Origin of the sequence: Pseudomonas sp. JAI111 (assembly GCF_024809425.1) — a bacterium.
Taxonomy (GTDB): Bacteria; Pseudomonadota; Gammaproteobacteria; order Pseudomonadales; family Pseudomonadaceae; genus Aquipseudomonas.
On sequence record NZ_JANUCB010000010.1, the window covers coordinates 57,254 to 77,357 of the forward strand.

23 protein-coding genes and 1 tRNA gene are annotated in these 20,104 nt (G+C 57.7%); 6 read left to right on the forward strand and 18 right to left on the reverse strand.

Annotation, left to right across the window (positions count from 1 at the left end; translation table 11 throughout):
• Window positions 1-11: 11 nt before the first annotated feature.
• The 12 genes from rlmN to trmJ all read right to left on the reverse strand — a co-directional run bounded on the left by rlmN (window position 12) and on the right by trmJ (window position 9,029).
• Complete coding sequence (gene rlmN / locus HNR03_RS25590) at window positions 12-1,160, reverse strand: 23S rRNA (adenine(2503)-C(2))-methyltransferase RlmN (RefSeq protein WP_046054692.1); 1,149 nt, start codon at window positions 1,158-1,160, stop codon at window positions 12-14.
• Window positions 1,161-1,188: 28 nt separating this feature from the next.
• Window positions 1,189-1,614: a nucleoside-diphosphate kinase gene (gene ndk / locus HNR03_RS25595; RefSeq protein ID WP_007903599.1), complete on the reverse strand. Its 426-nt coding sequence runs from the start codon at window positions 1,612-1,614 to the stop codon at window positions 1,189-1,191.
• A gap of 92 nt (window positions 1,615-1,706) precedes the next feature.
• A complete protein-coding gene (iscX, locus tag HNR03_RS25600) occupies window positions 1,707-1,907 on the reverse strand; it encodes a Fe-S cluster assembly protein IscX (protein ID WP_259156652.1) in 201 nt (66 codons plus the stop codon).
• Between the two features lie 14 nt (window positions 1,908-1,921).
• Window positions 1,922-2,263: an ISC system 2Fe-2S type ferredoxin gene (fdx, locus tag HNR03_RS25605; RefSeq protein WP_222588333.1), complete on the reverse strand. Its 342-nt coding sequence runs from the start codon at window positions 2,261-2,263 to the stop codon at window positions 1,922-1,924.
• A gap of 2 nt (window positions 2,264-2,265) precedes the next feature.
• Entirely contained in the window at window positions 2,266-4,128 is a 1,863-nt protein-coding gene (gene hscA / locus HNR03_RS25610; RefSeq protein ID WP_259156653.1) for a Fe-S protein assembly chaperone HscA, read from the reverse strand.
• Between the two features lie 51 nt (window positions 4,129-4,179).
• Window positions 4,180-4,701, reverse strand: coding sequence for a co-chaperone HscB (gene hscB / locus HNR03_RS25615; protein WP_259156654.1), 522 nt, complete (start codon window positions 4,699-4,701; stop codon window positions 4,180-4,182).
• An 8-nt stretch (window positions 4,702-4,709) separates the two neighbouring features.
• The gene (gene iscA / locus HNR03_RS25620; RefSeq protein WP_007903589.1) at window positions 4,710-5,033 is read right to left on the reverse strand and encodes an iron-sulfur cluster assembly protein IscA; all 324 of its coding nucleotides are present in this window, start codon (window positions 5,031-5,033) and stop codon (window positions 4,710-4,712) included.
• A gap of 34 nt (window positions 5,034-5,067) precedes the next feature.
• Window positions 5,068-5,454 (reverse strand): Fe-S cluster assembly scaffold IscU, encoded by a 387-nt coding sequence (gene iscU, locus HNR03_RS25625; protein WP_003443374.1) that lies wholly within the window; start codon window positions 5,452-5,454, stop codon window positions 5,068-5,070.
• An 83-nt stretch (window positions 5,455-5,537) separates the two neighbouring features.
• Window positions 5,538-6,752: an IscS subfamily cysteine desulfurase gene (locus tag HNR03_RS25630; protein WP_222588335.1), complete on the reverse strand. Its 1,215-nt coding sequence runs from the start codon at window positions 6,750-6,752 to the stop codon at window positions 5,538-5,540.
• 51 nt (window positions 6,753-6,803) lie between these two features.
• Window positions 6,804-7,295, reverse strand: a complete 492-nt coding sequence (gene iscR / locus HNR03_RS25635) for a Fe-S cluster assembly transcriptional regulator IscR (RefSeq protein ID WP_007903581.1) — start codon at window positions 7,293-7,295, stop codon at window positions 6,804-6,806.
• 184 nt (window positions 7,296-7,479) lie between these two features.
• Window positions 7,480-8,256, reverse strand: a complete 777-nt coding sequence (gene cysE, locus HNR03_RS25640; RefSeq protein ID WP_259156655.1) for a serine O-acetyltransferase — start codon at window positions 8,254-8,256, stop codon at window positions 7,480-7,482.
• Window positions 8,257-8,258: 2 nt separating this feature from the next.
• Complete coding sequence (gene trmJ, locus HNR03_RS25645; protein ID WP_201193707.1) at window positions 8,259-9,029, reverse strand: tRNA (cytosine(32)/uridine(32)-2'-O)-methyltransferase TrmJ; 771 nt, start codon at window positions 9,027-9,029, stop codon at window positions 8,259-8,261.
• Between the two features lie 146 nt (window positions 9,030-9,175).
• Here trmJ and suhB point away from each other — a divergent pair, with 146 nt between their 5' ends.
• Window positions 9,176-9,994 (forward strand): inositol-phosphate phosphatase, encoded by an 819-nt coding sequence (gene suhB / locus HNR03_RS25650; protein ID WP_008014726.1) that lies wholly within the window; start codon window positions 9,176-9,178, stop codon window positions 9,992-9,994.
• A gap of 251 nt (window positions 9,995-10,245) precedes the next feature.
• Here the strand turns inward: suhB and HNR03_RS25655 are convergent, their stop codons facing one another.
• The 6 genes from HNR03_RS25655 to queA form a co-directional block, all read right to left on the reverse strand.
• The gene (locus HNR03_RS25655) at window positions 10,246-10,797 is read right to left on the reverse strand and encodes a glycine zipper 2TM domain-containing protein (protein WP_222588337.1); all 552 of its coding nucleotides are present in this window, start codon (window positions 10,795-10,797) and stop codon (window positions 10,246-10,248) included.
• A gap of 120 nt (window positions 10,798-10,917) precedes the next feature.
• Complete coding sequence (gene secF, locus HNR03_RS25660) at window positions 10,918-11,832, reverse strand: protein translocase subunit SecF (protein WP_222588338.1); 915 nt, start codon at window positions 11,830-11,832, stop codon at window positions 10,918-10,920.
• Window positions 11,833-11,841: 9 nt separating this feature from the next.
• Complete coding sequence (gene secD / locus HNR03_RS25665; RefSeq protein ID WP_090180453.1) at window positions 11,842-13,710, reverse strand: protein translocase subunit SecD; 1,869 nt, start codon at window positions 13,708-13,710, stop codon at window positions 11,842-11,844.
• Window positions 13,711-13,773: 63 nt separating this feature from the next.
• A complete protein-coding gene (yajC, locus tag HNR03_RS25670) occupies window positions 13,774-14,112 on the reverse strand; it encodes a preprotein translocase subunit YajC (protein WP_007916913.1) in 339 nt (112 codons plus the stop codon).
• A gap of 43 nt (window positions 14,113-14,155) precedes the next feature.
• Entirely contained in the window at window positions 14,156-15,271 is a 1,116-nt protein-coding gene (tgt, locus tag HNR03_RS25675; RefSeq protein WP_167360532.1) for a tRNA guanosine(34) transglycosylase Tgt, read from the reverse strand.
• Window positions 15,272-15,285: 14 nt separating this feature from the next.
• The gene (gene queA / locus HNR03_RS25680) at window positions 15,286-16,335 is read right to left on the reverse strand and encodes a tRNA preQ1(34) S-adenosylmethionine ribosyltransferase-isomerase QueA (protein ID WP_090180447.1); all 1,050 of its coding nucleotides are present in this window, start codon (window positions 16,333-16,335) and stop codon (window positions 15,286-15,288) included.
• Window positions 16,336-16,442: 107 nt separating this feature from the next.
• Here queA and HNR03_RS25685 point away from each other — a divergent pair.
• From HNR03_RS25685 to HNR03_RS25705, 5 genes are all read left to right on the forward strand, one after another.
• Window positions 16,443-16,527, forward strand: a tRNA-Leu gene (locus tag HNR03_RS25685).
• A gap of 165 nt (window positions 16,528-16,692) precedes the next feature.
• Entirely contained in the window at window positions 16,693-17,934 is a 1,242-nt protein-coding gene (locus tag HNR03_RS25690) for a tyrosine-type recombinase/integrase (protein ID WP_259156659.1), read from the forward strand.
• Between the two features lie 242 nt (window positions 17,935-18,176).
• Complete coding sequence (locus HNR03_RS25695) at window positions 18,177-19,115, forward strand: hypothetical protein (RefSeq protein WP_259156660.1); 939 nt, start codon at window positions 18,177-18,179, stop codon at window positions 19,113-19,115.
• An 82-nt stretch (window positions 19,116-19,197) separates the two neighbouring features.
• Entirely contained in the window at window positions 19,198-19,452 is a 255-nt protein-coding gene (locus HNR03_RS25700; RefSeq protein WP_172791591.1) for an AlpA family transcriptional regulator, read from the forward strand.
• On the forward strand, window positions 19,449-19,754 hold the full coding sequence (locus HNR03_RS25705; RefSeq protein WP_259156664.1) for a hypothetical protein: 306 nt from the start codon (window positions 19,449-19,451) through the stop codon (window positions 19,752-19,754). The genes HNR03_RS25700 and HNR03_RS25705 overlap by 4 nt, the downstream gene beginning before the upstream one ends.
• Window positions 19,755-20,104 lie beyond the last annotated feature (350 nt).

Sequence of the window (20,104 nt, forward strand, 5' to 3'; positions counted from 1 at the left end):
GAGATCCTCTCTTAATTATTGTTCGCAGCGTTCTGTGCGATATCGTTTTCGGCGCTCAGCTCGCGCACGGCGATATAACGTTCGCTGCGACGGGTGCGATCCAGCACCTGCCCTACCAATTGGCCACACGCGGCATCGATGTCTTCACCGCGAGTGGTGCGTACGGTGACATTGAAACCGGCATGGTGAAGCTGATCCTGGAACCGGCGAATCGCGTTGTTGCTCGGGCGCTCGTAACCGGAATGCGGGAACGGGTTGAACGGAATCAGGTTGATCTTGCACGGGATGTTCTTGAGCAACTCGATCATCTCAACGGCATGCTCGACCTTGTCGTTGATGTCCTTGAGCAAGGTGTACTCGATGGTCAGCACGCGCTTTTCGCCCAGGGACGACATGTAGCGCTGGCACGACTCGAGCAGCATCTTAAGCGGATATTTCTTGTTGATCGGCACCAATTGGTTACGCAATGCGTCGTTTGGTGCGTGCAGCGACAACGCCAGGGAGACGTCGATGTGCTTGGACAGCTCATCGATCATCGGCACCACACCCGAAGTGGACAGGGTTACGCGGCGCTTGGAGATCCCGTAGCCCAGGTCATCCATCATCAGATGCATGGCGGCGACGACGTTGTCGAAGTTCAGCAGCGGCTCACCCATGCCCATCATCACCACGTTGGTGATGGCACGGTCGGCGGTCGCCGGGATGCTGCCGAACGATTTATTGGCAATCCACACCTGGCCGATGACTTCGGCGGCGGTGAGGTTGCTGTTGAAACCTTGCTTGCCGGTGGAGCAGAAACTGCAATCCAGGGCACAGCCTGCCTGGGACGAAACGCACAACGTGCCGCGTTTGCCCTGGGGAATATACACGGTCTCGACGCAGCTACCGGACGCCACGCGCACCACCCACTTACGGGTGCCGTCGGTGGAGATGTCCTCGCTGACAACTTCGGGACCACGAACTTCGGCAATAACCTTGAGCTTGTCGCGCAAGGCCTTGCTGACGTTCGTCATGGCGTCGAAATCATCGACGCCAAGGTGGTGAATCCATTTCATTACCTGACCGGCACGGAAACGCTTCTCCCCGATTGAGTCGAAGAATTTTTCCATTTCCTGTTGAGTCAGACCCAGCAGGTTGGTTTTTACAGTCGATGTAGTCATGGATTCACCTTCACTCTTAAGCCAATGCTTAGCGAGTGGTTACTTCAGTAGCTGCGAAGAAGTACGAGATTTCGCGAGCAGCAGCGGCTTCGGAGTCCGAACCGTGTACAGCGTTGGCATCGATGGAGTCAGCGAAGTCAGCACGGATGGTGCCAGCAGCAGCTTCTTTAGGGTTGGTAGCGCCCATCAGCTCACGGTTCAGAGCGATAGCGTTTTCGCCTTCCAGAACCTGAACGACAACTGGACCGGAGATCATGAACGCAACCAGGTCGTTGAAGAAACCACGAGCGCTGTGCTCAGCGTAGAAGCCTTCAGCTTCAGCTTTGGACAGTTGCTTCAGTTTCGAAGCTACAACGCGCAGGCCTGCTTTTTCGAAACGAGTGGTGATCTCGCCGATGACGTTTTTTGCAACAGCGTCAGGCTTGATGATGGAGAAAGTACGTTGAACAGCCATGGTGTAACTCCAGAAACGGTAATTTGTGAAAAATTAAACCCGCGAATTATACGCGGGTTCTTGGGTATTGCCTAACTGCGTACGGTGCAGACTCAGTCTGCTTCTTCGATCCAGGCGGCCTGAATGGCTTCAAGCACCTTCTCGCCACCGCGGGTCGGATCATCGCTGAACTGCGGCAATGCCAGCACCCATTTGTGCAGATCGACGAAGTTCACGTAACGCGGGTCCACTTCCGGCTTTGATTCAGCCAGCTGGATCGCGATTTCCAGCACATCAACCCATTTCAGACTCATGTCACTTCCTTGAATCAGTGCGGCGCTTCGGCTGCATGGTTGAGCGAATACTTCGGAATTTCGATGGTCAGGTCTTCAGTCCCGACTTTCGCCTGACAGGCCAGACGCGACTGTGCCTCCAGCCCCCAAGCCTTATCAAGATAGTCTTCTTCCAGCTCGTCGGCTTCTTCCAGCGAGTCAAAGCCTTCGCGGACCAGGCAGTGACACGTTGTGCAAGCACAGACGCCGCCGCAAGCGCTTTCCATCTCGATATGGTGTTCGTGAGCCAGTTCGAGGATGGAGATGCCGGGCTCAGCCTCTACAACCATGCCGTCCGGGCAAAACTTCTCGTGTGGCAGAAAAATGACCTGCGGCATCGTTATTCCTCAATCTCATTCAGGTTGCGCCCCGCCAGCGCGGCTTTCACCGTCGAATCCAGGCGGCGGGCAGCAAAGGCGTCGGTCACTTGCGACAGACGCTTGGTCTGCTGCTCGATGGCGTAACCATCGGTACCTTTCATCAGTTCGGTCAGTTCCTGCATCTGCAATTCGATGACCATGCGCTCTTCGGCGTCGAGCAGACGGTCGCCGTCGGCATCGAGGGCACCCTGCACGGCTTCGATCAGACGCTGGGCATCGACCTGATGCTCACGCAGCACGCGGGCGACTTTGTCGTCGTTGGCATGCTGGAACGAATCCTTGAGCATCTTGGCGATTTCGCCGTCGGTCAGGCCGTAGGACGGCTTGACCTGGATGCTGGCTTCAACGCCCGAACCCAGTTCGCGAGCGGAAACGCTGAGCAGACCATCGGCATCAACCTGGAAGGTCACGCGAATTTTCGCCGCACCGGCCACCATCGCCGGAATGCCGCGCAATTCGAAACGTGCCAGGGAGCGGCAGTCGCTGATCAGCTCGCGCTCGCCCTGCAGAACGTGAATCGCCATGGCCGACTGGCCATCTTTGTACGTGGTGAAGTCCTGGGCGCGGGCAACGGGGATGGTGGTGTTGCGTGGAATCACCTTCTCCATCAGGCCGCCCATGGTTTCCAGGCCCAGGGACAACGGAATGACGTCGAGCAACAGCAGTTCGCCACCGTCGCGCTTGTTGCCCGCCAACGTATCGGCCTGGATCGCAGCACCAATGGCCACCACTTGATCCGGATCGATTTCGGTCAAAGGCTGACGACCGAAGGCTTCGGCAACTGCTTCGCGAACACGCGGCACGCGAGTCGAACCGCCGACCATGACCACGGCGTGCACTTCCTCCAGCTCGACGCCGGAATCACGCACCGCGCGACGGCAGGCTTTCAAGCTGCGAGCAACCATCGGCTCGATCAGCGCATTGAAGGCTTCGCGGGTCAGCTCGGCTTTCCAGTCGCCATAAGCGACATCAACGGACGCGGCGTTGGTCAGCGCTTCCTTGGCTGCACAAGCGGCTTGCAACAGATGACGCTGCGCACCCGGATCGAGGTCGGCGGACAAACCAGCGCTCTCGATGATCCAGCCAGCGATCGCGTGATCGAAATCGTCGCCGCCCAGGGCGCTGTCGCCACCGGTGGCCAGCACTTCGAACACACCGCCAGTCAGGCGCAGAATCGAAATATCGAACGTACCACCGCCCAGGTCATAAATAGCGACCAGGCCTTCGGCGTGTTGATCCAGACCGTACGCCACGGCGGCGGCAGTCGGCTCATTGAGCAAGCGCAGCACGTTCAGACCGGCCAGCTTGGCCGCATCCTTGGTGGCTTGGCGCTGGGAATCGTCGAAATAGGCCGGAACGGTGATCACCGCGCCCACCAACTCGCCACCCAACGTCGCTTCGGCGCGCTGACGCAGCACTCTGAGGATATCGGCGGAGACTTCGACCGGGCTTTTCGGCCCCTGAATCGTGTCGATGAACGGCATGTGCGACTCGCCGCCGACAAAGCGGTACGGCAGTTGATCACCCAATTGCTTGACGTCGGACAGACCACGACCCATCAAGCGCTTGACCGACAGCACGGTGTTCAAGGGATCGGTAGCGGCAGCCAGCTTGGCCGACTCGCCCACTTCGACGTGGTCGGCGTGGTAGCGCACGGCGGACGGCAGGATGACTTGCCCGTCAGCGTCGGCCAGGGGCTCGGAAAGACCACTGCGCAACGCAGCGACCAGCGAATTGGTAGTGCCCAAGTCGATCCCCACAGCCAGACGACGCTGGTGCGGTTGAGGACTTTGGCCGGGTTCGGCGATCTGCAGTAGGGCCATCGTGATCAGGACTTATCTGTATATCAGGCGTGCGACCGGAGCGGCACTGGGTTAATCGTCGAGGCGCTCTTCTAACTGGCGCACTTCGTAGGTGAGCTTGTCGAGGAACTGCATGCGCCGCATCAGGCGTTCGGCCTGCTCACGTTGCGCTGCGTCATTCCAACAGGCTGCGAAGCTTTGGTTCAGCTCATCCTGCGCCGTTTTCAGGCGACGCTTGAACGCTGCAATACCGGCCATGTCGGCGTTGTCTTGCAGGTCTTCGAGCTCTTCACGCAACTCCATCTGTTGCAGAAGAAACTCCGGATCATGCACCGTGACCTCCAGCGGCAGCTCGCGACCGCCCATGGCGAGCAAGTAACGCGCGCGCTTGGGGGGACTTTTGAGCGTCTGGTAGGCCTCGTTGAGGCTCGCGGATTGCTCTAGCGCCAGCCGTTGCTCGCGCTCGGAAGCGTCCGCAAAACGGTCCGGATGTACGCTGCGCGCCAACTCACGGTAGCGCGTAGCCAGCTGGTCGAGATCCAGATTGAAGCTCGGTTGCAGCTCAAATAAAGCGAAATGACAAAGAGTACCCACAAGCAGCCTCAGATGTTGAAGCTTTCGCCGCAGCCACATTCACCGCGCACGTTGGGGTTGTTGAACTTGAAGCCTTCGTTCAACCCTTCCTTGACGAAATCGAGCTCGGTGCCGTCCAGGTACGCCAGGCTTTTAGGGTCGATGATCACTTTCTCGCCGTGACTTTCGAACACCTGATCCTCTGCAACCACCTCGTCGACAAACTCCAGCACGTAGGCAAGGCCGGAACAGCCTGTGGTACGAACACCCAGGCGAATCCCCTCACCTTTGCCGCGCCCGTTGAGGGAGCGTCGCACGTGTTGAGCAGCCGCTTCTGTCATGCTGATAGCCATCGGTGACTCCTTACTCGTCGCCAAATCTTGAAAGTCAGATCAAGCCTTTCTTCTGCTTGTAATCGCGAACGGCCGCTTTGATAGCGTCTTCTGCGAGTACGGAGCAGTGAATTTTTACCGGCGGCAGTGCCAGTTCTTCGGCCAGCTGAGTGTTCTTGATGGTCTCTGCTTCATCCAGAGTCTTGCCTTTCATCCACTCGGTCGCCAGGGAGCTGGAGGCGATAGCCGAACCGCAACCGTAGGTCTTGAACTTGGCGTCTTCGATGATGCCTTGTTCGTTGACCTTGATTTGCAGGCGCATTACGTCGCCGCAAGCTGGCGCGCCGACCATGCCGGTGCCGACATCCGGGTCTTCCGCGTCCATCTTGCCGACGTTACGCGGGTTTTCGTAGTGGTCGATGACCTTTTCGCTGTAAGCCATGATTCTTAATCCTCACTCATCAGAGAGTCGCTCTTGAGCCCTGCTCCCGAAGGTTCACAGGGCCGGTTGGCGGCGACTTGAAATCAGTGTGCCGCCCACTCGATTTTCGAGATGTCGACACCGTCTTTGTACATGTCCCACAGCGGCGACAGGGTGCGCAGCTTGGTGACGGCCTCGCAGACTTTTTTCGCGGCGTAGTCGATTTCTTCTTCGGTGGTGAAACGGCCGAAGGTGAAGCGGATCGAGCTGTGTGCCAGTTCGTCGTTGCGGCCCAGGGCGCGCAGTACGTACGAAGGCTCCAGCGATGCCGAGGTGCAAGCCGAACCGGAAGAAACCGCCAGGTCCTTGAGCGCCATGATCAGCGACTCGCCTTCAACGTAGTTGAAGCTCAGGTTCAGGTTGTGCGGTACGCGAGCAGTCATGCTGCCGTTGACGTACAGCTCTTCCAGGCCTTCGACCTGCTTGAAGAAACGGTCGCTCAGCGCTTTGATGCGCACGTTCTCGGCAGCCATGTCTTCCTTGGCTACGCGGAAAGCTTCACCCATGCCGACGATCTGGTGGGTCGCCAGGGTGCCGGAACGCATGCCACGTTCGTGACCGCCGCCGTGCATGGTCGCTTCGATGCGAACACGCGGCTTGCGGCTGACGTACAGCGCGCCGATGCCTTTAGGGCCGTAGGTTTTGTGAGCCGAGAACGACATCAGGTCGACTTTCAGCTTCGACAGGTCGATTTCGACCTTGCCGGTGGACTGAGCAGCGTCGACGTGGAACAGGATGCCCTTGGAACGGGTCAGTTCGCCGATGGCTTCGATGTCGTTGATGGTGCCGATTTCGTTGTTCACGTGCATGACGGAGACCAGGATGGTGTCGTCGCGCAGCTCGGCTTCAATCATTTCAGGGGTGACCAGACCATCGGTGCGAGGCTCGATGTAGGTCACTTCGAAGCCTTCACGCTCCAGTTGGCGCATGGTGTCGAGGACAGCCTTGTGCTCAATCTTGGTGGTGATCAGGTGCTTGCCCTTGGTGGCATAGAAATGCGCCGCACCCTTGATAGCCAGGTTGTCGGACTCGGTGGCACCGGAGGTCCAGACGATTTCACGCGGATCGGCGTTGACCAGGTCAGCGACCTGACGACGAGCGTTTTCGACGGACTCTTCAGCTTTCCAGCCGAACACGTGGGAACGGGACGCCGGGTTACCGAAGTTTCCGTCGACCAGCAGGCATTCACTCATCTTTTGCGCGACACGCGGATCAACCGGGGTGGTCGCAGAGTAATCAAGGTAAATCGGCAATTTCATGGACTATCTCCTAAATCAGGCTGGCTGGCGTGCCGCTTAGCTCTTTGGCTGTCATTCGACGGCGGACGCTTCAATCTTGTCCAGGCGTGGCGCCTTGCTGTTGCAACGGCGCTGGTCCTGACGCTGGGCTACTTCTTGTACCTCACGGCGAGTGACAAGGTCAGCCAAGCTGATACCGCTCAGAAATTCGTGAATCTGCAGGCTCAGATCGCACCACAAGTGGTGAGTCAGGCAGGTGTCGCCTTGATGGCAATCACCCTGGCCCTGGCATTTGGTCGCATCGACCGATTCGTTTACCGCATCGATCACCTGGGCGACCTGGATGCCCTGCATGTCGCGGGACAGCTGGTAGCCGCCGCCCGGGCCACGAACGCTGGAAACCAGATTGCTACGGCGCAATTTGGCGAAAAGCTGTTCGAGGTAGGACAGGGAGATGCCTTGGCGCTCGGAGATATCGGCCAGGGACACCGGCCCGTGCTGCGCGTGCAACGCCAGGTCAAGCATGGCGGTCACGGCGTATCGGCCTTTTGTAGTCAGTCGCATGGACAATTACCACGGAGTTCGGAATGGGGCGAGTATGCAATTCCCGAGTGTTTAAGTCAACTATAAGACCTAGTACTTTAGTCAGGATTACCCGCAAAATAGCGGCGGCATCATATCAGGGTCTGCGGCCTAATGGCACACCGCCGAGCGCTGCGCCATTGCCTGAATACGACCCACCATGGCCTTAACCGGCCTTGCTTTCGTCCTTGCCCTTTACACAGGCAAAGTCTTCTTCGCGCAGCTCAGGCAGATCCTTGGCACAGTAATTACTGCCCAGATCCTTCAACGCCCCGCACATCCCTTCCAGGCGACCATCGACTGCCTGCAAGTGATCCAGTAACTGACCAATCGCACGCGCCACCGGATCCGGCATGTCTTCGCCAACACCATAGGCATCAAAGCCGATCTTCTCGGCCATGGCCTTGCGCTTGGCGTCCTGCTCGTCATCGGACTTGACGATGATCCGCCCCGGAATCCCTACGACTGTTGCGCCCGGCGGAACCGCCTTGGTCACCACCGCGTTGGAACCGACCTTGGCACCGGCACCAACAGTGAACGGGCCGAGCACCTTGGCGCCCGCCCCCACCACAACGCCATCTTCGAGGGTCGGGTGACGCTTGCCCTTGTTCCAGCTGGTGCCGCCAAGGGTCACGCCCTGGTAGAGGGTGACGTCGTTGCCGATCTCGGCGGTTTCACCAATGACGATGCCCATGCCATGATCAATAAAGAAGCGACGGCCGACCTTGGCGCCCGGATGGATCTCGATCCCGGTCAACCAGCGACCGAAGTTCGACACCAGTCGCGCCAGCCATTTCCAGCCCATGCCCCACAGGGCCGACGACAGGCGATGGATCCAGATAGCGTGCATGCCGGGGTAGCAGGTCAGGACTTCAAAGGCGTTGCGCGCTGCCGGGTCACGATGGAAAACACTCTGGATATCTTCACGCAAACGCTCGAACATTTTTAATCCTTCCGCTTTAGAAGCTCGCCACGGGCCGCTTTCTGGGTTTCCGTGAGGATGCCACGCAATATATTCATTTCCGCCCGGCTGACCGAGCTGCGTCCGTACAACCGGCGCAGGCGCGCCATCAAGTGCCGTGGTTTTTCCGGGTCGAGGAATTCGATGGCCACCAGGGTTTGCTCCAGGTGTTCATAGAATCGCTCCAGTTCATCCATGGTCGCCAGTTCACCGCTTTTGGTGGACGCCACTTCATCCTTCTCGACCTTGCTCGGTTGCCCTTGGGCCGCGAGCCAGGACATGCGCACTTCATAACTCAACACCTGCACCGCCGCCCCAAGGTTCAGCGAACTGAACTCAGGGTCTGATGGGATGTGCACGTGATAATGACATCGCTGCAGCTCTTCATTGGTCAGGCCGGAATCTTCACGACCAAAGACCAAGGCGATCTCGGCGCCCTGCCCGGCTTCTTCAACCACTTTCACACCGCATTCGCGGGGATCAAGCAGCGGCCAGGGAATGCGACGATCACGGGCACTAGTACCGAGCACCAGATTGCAGCCGACCAAGGCATCTTCCAAGGTGGCGACGACTTGCGCGTTTTCAAGGATGTCCCCGGCGCCGGATGCACGCGCATCGGCTTCGTGGTGCGGGAACAACCGTGGCTCGACCAGCACCAGCCGCGACAGGCCCATGTTCTTCATGGCACGCGCAGCCCCGCCGATATTGCCGGGGTGGCTGGTATTGACCAGGACGACACGAATGTTTTGCAGCAAGGGAGGCGCTCTCGAACACAATAATCGGGAGCAGAATCTTACAGCTCAACCTACCGTTAAGCTATGAAAGCGAACACCAACCTTCACCTGTAGAAAAGTTCTGATAGAATGCCCGGCTTTCTTTAACAACCTTAGGTGACACATCCATGCAGCCCATGCTGAATATCGCGCTGCGCGCCGCCCGCAGCGCCAGTGAATTGATCTTCCGCTCCATCGAGCGCCTGGATACCATCAAGGTCGACGAAAAAGACGCCAAGGATTATGTATCCGAGGTGGATCGCGCCGCTGAACAGAAAATCATCGACGCGCTGCGCAAGGCTTACCCGAACCACTCGATCATGGGTGAAGAAACCGGCATGCATGCTGGCACCGGGATCGAAGGCGAAGAATACCTGTGGATCATCGATCCGCTGGACGGCACCACCAACTTCCTGCGCGGCATTCCTCACTTCGCTGTCAGCATCGCCTGCAAATACCGCGGTCGCCTGGAACACGCTGTTGTTCTGGACCCGGTTCGCCAGGAAGAATTCACCGCCAGCCGTGGTCGCGGCGCTCAACTGAACGGTCGCCGCCTGCGCGTCAGCGGTCGCACCAGCCTCGACGGCGCCCTGCTGGGTACCGGCTTCCCGTTCCGCGATGACCAAATGGACAACCTCGACAACTACCTCGGCATGTTCCGCGCCCTGGTTGGCCAGACTGCCGGCATCCGCCGCGCTGGCTCGGCGAGCCTGGACCTGGCCTATGTAGCTGCCGGCCGTTTCGATGCGTTCTGGGAGTCGGGTCTGTCCGAGTGGGACATGGCTGCAGGCGCCCTGCTGATCCAGGAAGCCGGCGGTTTGGTGAGCGACTTCACCGGCGGCCACGATTTCCTTGAAAAAGGCCACATCGTTGCCGGTAACACCAAGTGCTTCAAAGCAGTACTGACGGCCATCCAGCCGCACCTGCCGGCCTCGCTGAAACGCTAAGCGACCGCGCACAAAAAAGCACCCTTCGGGGTGCTTTTTTTATGCCTGAATTTCCACCTCAGGCACACCACAGATCCCTGTGGGAGCGGGCTTGCCCGCGATGGCGTCATCACCTGCACCATTAATGTCGACTGACACCTCGCTATCGCGGGCAAGCCCGCTCCCACACCGGATCGGTGGCGATGTATAAATGGTGGGCACAAAAAAAGCACCCCGAAAGGTGCTTCTTTTTGATTCTTAAACCTGAGTATTTAGCGATTCTGTTCGTTGTTCTGCGACAGGATCAGCTTGCCTTCTTTGTCGACCGGAATCTGGTTGCCCGGATCACGGTCCATCCGCACTTTGCCTTCCTTGCCATCGAGCGAGTAACGAACGTCGTATCCGACGACCTTGTCACTGATGTCATTCACGGTGTTACAGCGAGTTTGGGTCGTGGTGTAGGTATCGCGATTCTGCATACCTTCCTGCACCTTGTTGCCCGCGTAACCACCGCCAACCGCGCCGGCAACGGTGGCAATTTTCTTGCCCGTACCGCCGCCAATCTGGTTACCCAACAAACCACCTGCCACCGCACCAATGGCGGTACCCAGGATCTGGTGTTGGTCTTTCACCGGCGCTTGCCGGGTTACTGCTACATCCTTGCACACTTCACGTGGCGTTTTGATCTGTGTCTTGACCGGTTCAACGGCTAGAACTTGCGCATACTCAGGGCCGCTTTTAACCAGGCTGTAGGTGGCAACAGCACCCCCGGCAGTCACACCGACAGCACCCAATACCGCACCAACCAGCAACGACTTGTTCACATGAACCTCCTGACCATCACCCGCGGAACATGTCCGCGCTTCTCCCAGCCTTGGAGCACAAAAAAAGGCGCGAGTTCAACTCGCGCCTTTTTTGGCAGACAACCGGAAAAGCGATGGCCGTTATGGACGGTCGTCGACTTCCTTCTCGCTTGCCGCAGGAGGAATCAGATCCTCGCTGTTCAGGTTCAGCCAGATCAGCACCACGTTGGCGATGTAGATCGACGAGTAAGTACCCGCCAGTACGCCGATGAACAGCGCAATGGAGAAGCCGAACAGGTTGTCGCCACCGAAGAACAACAGCGCTGCAATCGCCAGCAAGGTGGAGATCGACGTCGCCATGGTCCGCAGCAGGGTTTGCGTGGTCGAGATGTTGATGTTCTCGATCAGGCTGGCCTTGCGCAAAACACGGAAGTTCTCACGAACCCGGTCGAATACCACGATGGTGTCGTTGAGCGAATAACCGATGATCGCCAGTACCGCCGCCAGCACCGTCAGGTCGAAGGTGATCTGGAAGAACGACAGGATACCGATGGTCACGATCACGTCGTGGATCAGGGAAACGATGGCACCGATCGCGAACTTCCACTGAAAGCGGAAAGCCAGGTAGATCAGGATGCCGCCCAACGCCATCAGCATGCCGAGGCCGCCCTGGTCGCGAAGCTCTTCACCGACCTGAGGACCGACGAACTCAACGCGCTTGACCACCGCTGGGTTATCGCCACCGACCTTCTGCAAGGCCTCGGCAACCTGGTGACCCAGCTGCGGGTCTTCACCCGGCATACGCACCAGCAAATCGGTAGTTGCACCGAAGCTCTGCACGATTGCCTCGTGATAACCCGCTGTAACCAGTTGCTCACGCACCTTGGTGACATCGGCCGGACGCTCGTAGGTCAGCTCAATGAGCGTACCGCCGGTGAAGTCCAGGCCCCAGTTCATGCCCTTATGAAAGACACTGAAAATGGCCAGCGCGGTGAGGAACAATGTGACGCCGAACGCAAAGTTGCGAACGCCCATGAAGTTGATTGTACGTAACATGGCAGCCCCTTAAATCCACAACTTCTTGAAGTCACGACCGCCGAAGATCAGGTTGACCATCGCGCGGGTCACCATGATGGCCGTGAACATCGAGGTAAAGATCCCGAGGGACATGGTCACTGCGAAGCCTTTGACGGGACCGGTGCCCATCGCAAAGAGAATCCCGCCGACCAACAGTGTTGTCAGGTTGGCGTCGAGAATCGCGGTGAATGCCCGGCCGAAGCCTTCGTTGATTGCCCGTTGTACCGTCATGCCTGCCGCGATCTCTTCACGAATCCGCGAGAAGATCAGTACGTTGGCGTCGACCGCCATACCCATCGTCAACACGATACCGGCGATACCCGGCAGGGTCAGCGTTGCACCCAGCAGCGACATCAAGGCCAGCAGCAGCACCATGTTCACAGCCAGTGCGACGGTGGCGATGATGCCGAAGAAGCGGTAGATGGCGATGATGAACAGCGAGACAAACAGCATGCCCCACAACGATGCATCGATACCTTTGGTGATGTTGTCAGCACCCAGGCTCGGGCCAATGGTGCGCTCTTCAGCGAAGTACATCGGTGCAGCCAGACCACCGGCACGCAACAGCAGCGCCAGTTCGGACGACTCGCCCTGGCCGTTCAGGCCAGTGATGCGGAATTGAGCACCGAGCGGCGACTGGATGGTCGCCAGGCTGATGATCTTCTTCTCTTCTTTAAACGTTTGTACCGGTACGTCTTTCTCGACGCCGTTGACCATTTGCTTGACGTAAGTGGTCACCGGGCGCTGCTCGATGAAGATCACCGCCATGCTGCGACCCACGTTGCTGCGAGTCGCACGACTCATCAGCTCGCCACCGTGGCCATCCAGACGGATGTTCACTTCTGGCGTGCCGTGCTCGCCGAAGCCAGCCTTGGCGTCAGTTACCTGGTCGCCAGTGATGATCAGGCCACGCTCGATCTGTGCAGGCGGACGCTTGCCTTCACGGAACTCGAAGGTTTCGGAAGTGGCTTTGGAGGCACCCGGCTCAGCAGCCAGACGGAACTCGAGGTTGGCCGTCTTGCCGAGGATACGCTTGGCTTCTGCGGTGTCCTGCACGCCTGGCAGCTCAACCACGATGCGGTTGGCGCCCTGACGCTGGACGATCGGTTCGGCAACACCCAGCTCGTTGACGCGGTTACGTACCGTGGTCAAGTTCTGCTTGATGGAGTATTCGCGGATTTCCGCCAGCTTGGCCGGGGTCATCGCCAGACGCAGCACCGGTTGGCCATTGAGGTCGGCCGGAACAATGTCGAAATCGTTGAAATTCTTGCGGACCAGCGCGCGGGCCTGTTCGCGGGAAGCTTCATCACTGAAACCCAGCTGAATGGCACCGTTGAGTTGCGGCAGGCTGCGATAGCGCAGTTTCTCTTTACGCAACAGGCTCTTGACGTCGCCTTCGTAGACTTTCAGGCGTGCGTCGAGGGCTTTGTCCATGTCCACTTCGAGCAGGAAGTGCACACCACCGGACAAGTCCAGACCCAGCTTCATCGGGTGCGCGCCCAGGCTGCGCAGCCATTGCGGGGTGGTTTGCGCCAGGTTCAGTGCAACGACGTAGTCATCACCCAAGGCCTTGCGCACGACGTCTTTGGCCGGCAGCTGATCTTCAGCCTTGGTCAGACGGATCAGGCCGCCCTTGCCGTTTGCCGCCAGAGTGGCCGCCTTGACGCTGATCCCGGATTCCTTGAGCGCAGTGCTCACGCGGTCCAGATCAGCCTGATTGACCAACAGCGCAGTACTTGCACCGCTGACCTGAATGGCCGGGTCATCAGGATATAGATTGGGAGCGGAATAAATCAGACCGACCGCCAGCACCGCCAGGATCAGAATGTATTTCCACAGAGGGTATTTGTTCAGCATCACGCCGCCCGTTATGACGCGGGGCGCCTTGCGCGCCCCGTCGATTGAATATGAAGTTGAAACTTAGATCGCTTTCAGCGTGCCTTTTGGCAGCGTCGCGGCAATGGCGCCCTTCTGGAACTTCATTTCGACAGTGTCGGAAACTTCCAGAACAACGAAATCGTCGGCTACTTTAGTGATCTTGCCGGCGATACCACCGGTGGTCACAACTTCGTCGCCTTTCTGCAGGCTGCTCAGCAGGTTCTTCTGCTCTTTGGCGCGCTTGGCCTGTGGACGCCAGATCATCAGGTAGAAGATGACCAGGAAACCGACCAGGAAAATCCACTCAAAACCGCCACCCATTGGGCCGGCAGCTGCCGGTGCAGCAGCGTCAGCCATGGCATTAGAGATAAAAAAGCTCATTTAGCACTCCAGTTGCAAATGTTGAATCTTGGGGTCAGAAAACTCAGTCCAAAGGCGGAACAGGTAACCCGCGTTTGGCGTAGAAGGCATCGACAAAGGCGGCCAATGTACCCTGTTGAATAGCCTCGCGCAAACCAGCCATAAGCACTTGATAATGACGCAAGTTATGGATGGTATTGAGCATGCTCCCCAGCATTTCGCCGCACTTGTCCAGGTGATGCAGATAAGCACGGGAGAAGTTCTGGCAGGTATAGCAATCGCAGGTCGGATCGAGCGGCGAATCATCATGGCGATGAAACGCGTTACGGATCTTCAGCACGCCGGTATCAATGAAAAGATGCCCATTGCGGGCATTACGGGTTGGCATCACGCAATCGAACATGTCCACACCGCGGCGCACACCCTCAACCAGATCTTCCGGTTTGCCAACGCCCATAAGGTAACGAGGTTTGTCAGCCGGCATCTGACCCGGCAGGTAATCCAGCACCTTGATCATTTCGTGCTTGGGCTCGCCCACCGACAGACCGCCAATGGCCAGGCCATCGAAGCCGATGTTGTCGAGGCCTTCCAGGGAGCGCATGCGCAGATCCTGGTGCATGCCGCCCTGAACGATGCCAAACAGCGCCGCCGTGTTGTCGCCATGAGCTTCCTTGGAACGCTTGGCCCAGCGCAACGACAGCTCCATCGATACCCGCGCGACGTCTTCGTCGGCCGGGTATGGCGTGCATTCGTCGAAAATCATCACGATGTCCGAGCCCAGGTCACGCTGGACCTGCATCGACTCTTCCGGGCCCATGAAGACTTTGGCGCCGTCCACAGGAGAGGCGAAGGTCACGCCCTCCTCCTTGATCTTGCGCATGGCGCCCAGGCTGAACACCTGGAAACCGCCGGAGTCGGTCAGAATCGGGCCTTTCCACTGCATGAAATCGTGCAGGTCGCCGTGCTTCTTGATCACTTCGGTGCCAGGGCGCAGCCACAAGTGGAAGGTGTTGCCCAGAATGATTTCCGCGCCAGTGGCGACGATATCCCGCGGCAGCATGCCCTTGACCGTGCCGTACGTGCCCACCGGCATGAAGGCCGGGGTCTCGACGGTACCGCGAGGGAAGGTCAAACGACCGCGACGAGCCTTGCCGTCTGTGGCAAGCAACTCAAACGACATACGACTTTGGCGACTCATTCTTTGTCCTCAGGGCCACGTGGTGCGGGATTACGGGTGATAAACATCGCATCACCGTAGCTGAAAAAGCGGTATTCGTTGTCGACGGCGGCTTTATAGGCGGCCATGGTCTCGGGATAACCGGCGAACGCCGAAACCAGCATCAACAGCGTGGATTCGGGCAAATGGAAGTTGGTGACCAGGGCGTCGACCACATGAAACGGCCGGCCCGGGTAGATAAAGATGTCCGTGTCGCCACTGAACGGCTTGAGCACGCCATCACGCGCGGCGCTTTCCAGGGAACGCACGCTGGTGGTCCCCACCGCCACCACACGACCACCGCGAGCGCGGCACGCCGCCACGGCATCGACCACGTCCTGACCGACTTCCAGCCATTCAGTGTGCATGTGGTGATCTTCGATCTTCTCGACGCGCACTGGCTGGAACGTGCCCGCACCGACGTGCAAGGTCACGAACGCGGTCTCGACGCCCTTGGCGGCAATTGCCTCCATCAGCGGCTGATCGAAATGCAGCCCCGCCGTCGGCGCCGCCACCGCGCCCAGGCGCTCGGCGTACACCGTCTGATAACGCTCGCGGTCCGAGCCTTCATCCGGGCGATCTATATAAGGTGGCAGCGGCATGTGCCCGACACGGTCGAGCAGCGGCAACACCTCTTCGGCAAACCCCAGCTCGAACAACGCATCGTGACGCGCGAGCATTTCAGCCTCGCCACCGCCATCGATCAGGATCTTCGAACCTGGCTTGGGCGACTTGCTGGAGCGCACATGGGCCAGCACGCGATGACTGTCGAGCACTCGCTCCACCAGGATTTCCAGCTTGCCGCCGGAAGCCTTCTGGCCAAACAGCCGCGCCGGAATCACCCGGGTATTGTTGAACACCATCAAATCGCCCGGACGCAAATGCTCGAGCAAATCAGTGAATTGACGGTGTGCCAGGGCGCCGCTGACCCCATCAAGGGTCAACAGGCGACTGTTGCGACGCTCGGCCAAAGGGTGGCGAGCAATCAGCGAATCAGGGAGTTCGAAAGTAAAGTCAGCAACGCGCATGATGGGGTTCGTCTAGCAGGGGCCGGAAGTCTAGCCGAAATAGTGAAAATTCTCTATGTACCTGATTGACCGACGGTAATCTCATCTCTATACTTCGCCGCCATTGAGCCCTGATGGCGGAATTGGTAGACGCGGCGGATTCAAAATCCGTTTTCGAAAGGAGTGGGAGTTCGAGTCTCCCTCGGGGCACCATATAGCAGTATCTGAAAGTCTCTACCAGACTCTCAGACCCAGAGAAACCGGCCATTTGAGCCGGTTTTTTTGTGTCTGGCTATCTACCTCTGTATCCCTTTATCCGTTGTATCCCTGTATCCCTGCTTGTATCCTGAGAAAAATACCGAACTTTGGGATACAAGGATGAAGCGCGCAGATATCAAGCGCCGCCCTCTCGCAGACACGACGCTTGCGGGGCTGGAGCCGGAATCAAAGGAATACCGGGAGCTGGACGGAAACGGCCTCTACTTCAGGGTCAAACCTGATGGTGGTAAATCCTGGCAGCTCCGCTACAAACGTCCGGCGGGCAATTGGGCTTGGATGGGGCTCGGGGGTTATCCGGAAGTAAGTGGTGCGTTGGCACGGGACAAAGCTGCCGATCTACGCAAAGTAGTGAGCAGTGGTGCCGACCCCCTTGAGCAAAAGCGATCCGCGAAAGCTGCTATCGATGCGGCCAAAACCCGAACCTTTCGAGCTGCTGCTGATGCCTGGCTCAAGGCAAAAGAGGAAAAAGGGCTCGCATCCTCCACCCTCAACAAAATCCGCACCTACCTCGACAAGGACATACTCCCGGCACTGGGAGACAAGCCTCTAGATGAAATCACGCGTACCGATTGTGCAGAGCTCCAGGCATCCATCGAAGCCCGGGACGCACACAACGTGGCTGAAAAGTGTCGCACCTGGATAAATCAGATCTTCGGGCGAGCCATCGGCTTAGGCCTTACTGAAAATGATCCCGGCAGCCGTCTGCGCGATATTGCAGCCCAAGCCCCTAAGACTCAGCAGCATCCACATTTACTGGAGCCTGAGCTGGCTGAATTCCTCCAGGCACTGAAAAACACTCCAAGCAGGCTGACAGCCCGCACTGCGGCATGGCTTTGTGTATGGACGGCATCAAGACCGGGAATGGTACGTTTGGCTGAATGGAAGGAGTTCGACCTTGAGAAAGCAATTTGGACCACGCCTGCCTCCAAGATGAAGATGCGTCGGGATTTTGTATGCCCTCTTCCCCACCAAGCTGTTGCGGCGCTGAAAGAACTGCACTGCTTAACCGGTCGCAGCCGCTGGCTCTTCCCCGGAGTCGGAGCAAAAAATCCGACCATCAGTGAAAACACAATTAACAAGGTTTTCGCCACCATAGGTTACAAAGGTCGCCTCGTTGGACACGGGACTCGCCACACAGCGAGCACGTTGCTTCGAGAACATGGCTGGCCAAAAGAACACGTTGAGGCGCAGCTTGCCCACAAAGAGGAAGGCATTTCAGGGGTATATAACAAGGCTCAATACCTTGAACAGCGTGTAGTGATGATGCAGTGGTATGCCGACCACCTTGAGAAGTTGGTGGCGGGTAACGTGGTGCAGGGACAGTTTGGGAAGGCGGTATGAGCGCATATCGCCCCCTCTCAAAAATCGGTGTAACGCGTGTTACGGGTGTAACAACATCGACTAACATATTGATAATAAACAGTTTTTCGTCAGTTACACGTTGTTCACACCTCGAATACCTCAAGTGTAACGACGCGAAGTCGTGTAACAGAAATATCCTCGCGTCCTTTCTGTCGGCAGCAGTTTTATCAAATGCACGACGCTGGAACAGCACACCTGTCTCGGGGCGAGGGGTGGACTAAATGGATATTGAACTAGGCATTGAAGCTGAAGAACTAGAGATCGCAGGGATCGACGTGATGTGCCTGGTTTGGGACATGGATGACGTTGAACTAGCAGTGCGCGAGTTAGCGTTGTATCCCCATTTCAGCGAACATTTCCGAGAAGCTTTCGACCTCATCGGCTTGGCAACATCATTCTGGCTTGAGGATGGCTCCTACGCGAACAGTGCAGAATCCGTCACAAGAACCTTGTTCCGACTCCGAGATGCTATCGATGAACGTGCAAGCTCTGCGGAGGCAGCATCACTGCCTAACGTCATTCGAAGTTTTATTGGGGTCGATCATCCAGCTACAGACTCACAACTCGTTGCAGCTTTTGCCCTAGTACTCGGCGTACAAGCTGTGGAAGCACTAGCAAATTGGCTCTTCGAGCTCGAGGTCGCTACCTACGATATCGATGCGGATCTGATAGAGGGGCTAAGAAATGACTCACCCCGCCAGTACGCTGCCCTTATCGACAAAGAGCGAGATCGCCGCGCCGGTTTTGAAATTGAAGCGAGAGAGCAATTTGCCGCCTTAAAAGGTGAGGCTAACCAGGCATTGTTGATGGCAAACCTCTATCGCCAGGTGGAAAGCATAGATGTATCAAAAAATGGCTTCAACACATCGAGTCTGATGCTCCGACTACTAGACGAAGCTTTCTCAGCGAAGGCATCTAAACGCGGACAGGAGGCTGGCAGAGGCAATCAAGATGCTAGCTCTAAAACACAAACAGAGACGATGGATCGGCGATCAAAGATAAAGGCCGCCGCTGAGAAGATTATTGCTGGTCGGAGAATTGAAAAGCGAAACCTTACAGATGCGGAGCTAACCAATCTCCTTTTCGACCAGACCGTGCACGGCACAAAGAAAACCATTCGTGATCATTTGACCGCGCTAGGTCTTAGACCACTCAAATAAAAAAGGGAACGGACACAGTCCGCTTCCTTCCCTCTCCGTAGCGTATGGCCTGTCGTCTCAATAAACGCAGGTTTGGATCGCTATGACTACCGCAATAAAACACCTTGCTTCACACGACCCCGCCACAACTCTCATCCGTATGCCCGAGGTGGTATCAATCGTTGGGCTTGCCCGTCCGACCATCTACAAGCTAATGCGCCAACCTGAGAGTGGATTTCCACTCCCGGTGAAGCTGAGTAACAGCAACGCCCGAAGTGCGCCAGTCGCGTGGGTGCTCGGAGAGATTCAAGCATGGACTCGCGCGCGCATCGCTGCACGTGATCGGGTGGCAGCATGAGAAAAAGACCTATCACTAGGGCAGTGTTGCAACCCTTCTCAATTCTGCGCCAAGTCGGTTTTTCGCCGCGTTACATGCAACGCCTTGAGCGTTATCGCAGCCGGCAGGAAAAACAAAGTCGCGTCGTTGGTGTGCTCAGTTGGCCTGACGGCACCTGGTGCGCCATTACCTTCCACACCGAAAAATTCAATGCAGTGACTGTCGACGAAGGCCAGCAAGCAGCCGCCTACGAAGATGCTCGCGCCATGATCGATGGTGACTTCCTGCCCCTGCTTTCCCTGCGCTGGGAAGTTCATGCCTGAAATGAAAACGCCCCCGGGAGCGATCCGGAGGCGTTGAGGTAAATCTACATGCCAGATCAATTTATGCCGCACCTGAAAATTTCGCAAGTTATACGCACGGTTGCACTTTCGAAAAGCGGGCGTTACTCTCTGAAAGTCGCTGCAAACTCAGCGATTGGGCTTGGCGGCCCAAACAGTACAAGGCGCAACAGCGCCCCCATTACGATTGCAGGCGCTTTTTTTGTGCCCGCATTCCCATGTTATGGCGGGTTGCGTAGGAGCACCCTCGGGTGCGCCGGTCTCCTTGTACGCCGGTCCGCCAATCCTGCGCAATCCGTCACCCTAATCTGCTTGGCGGCAGACGGTGGCGG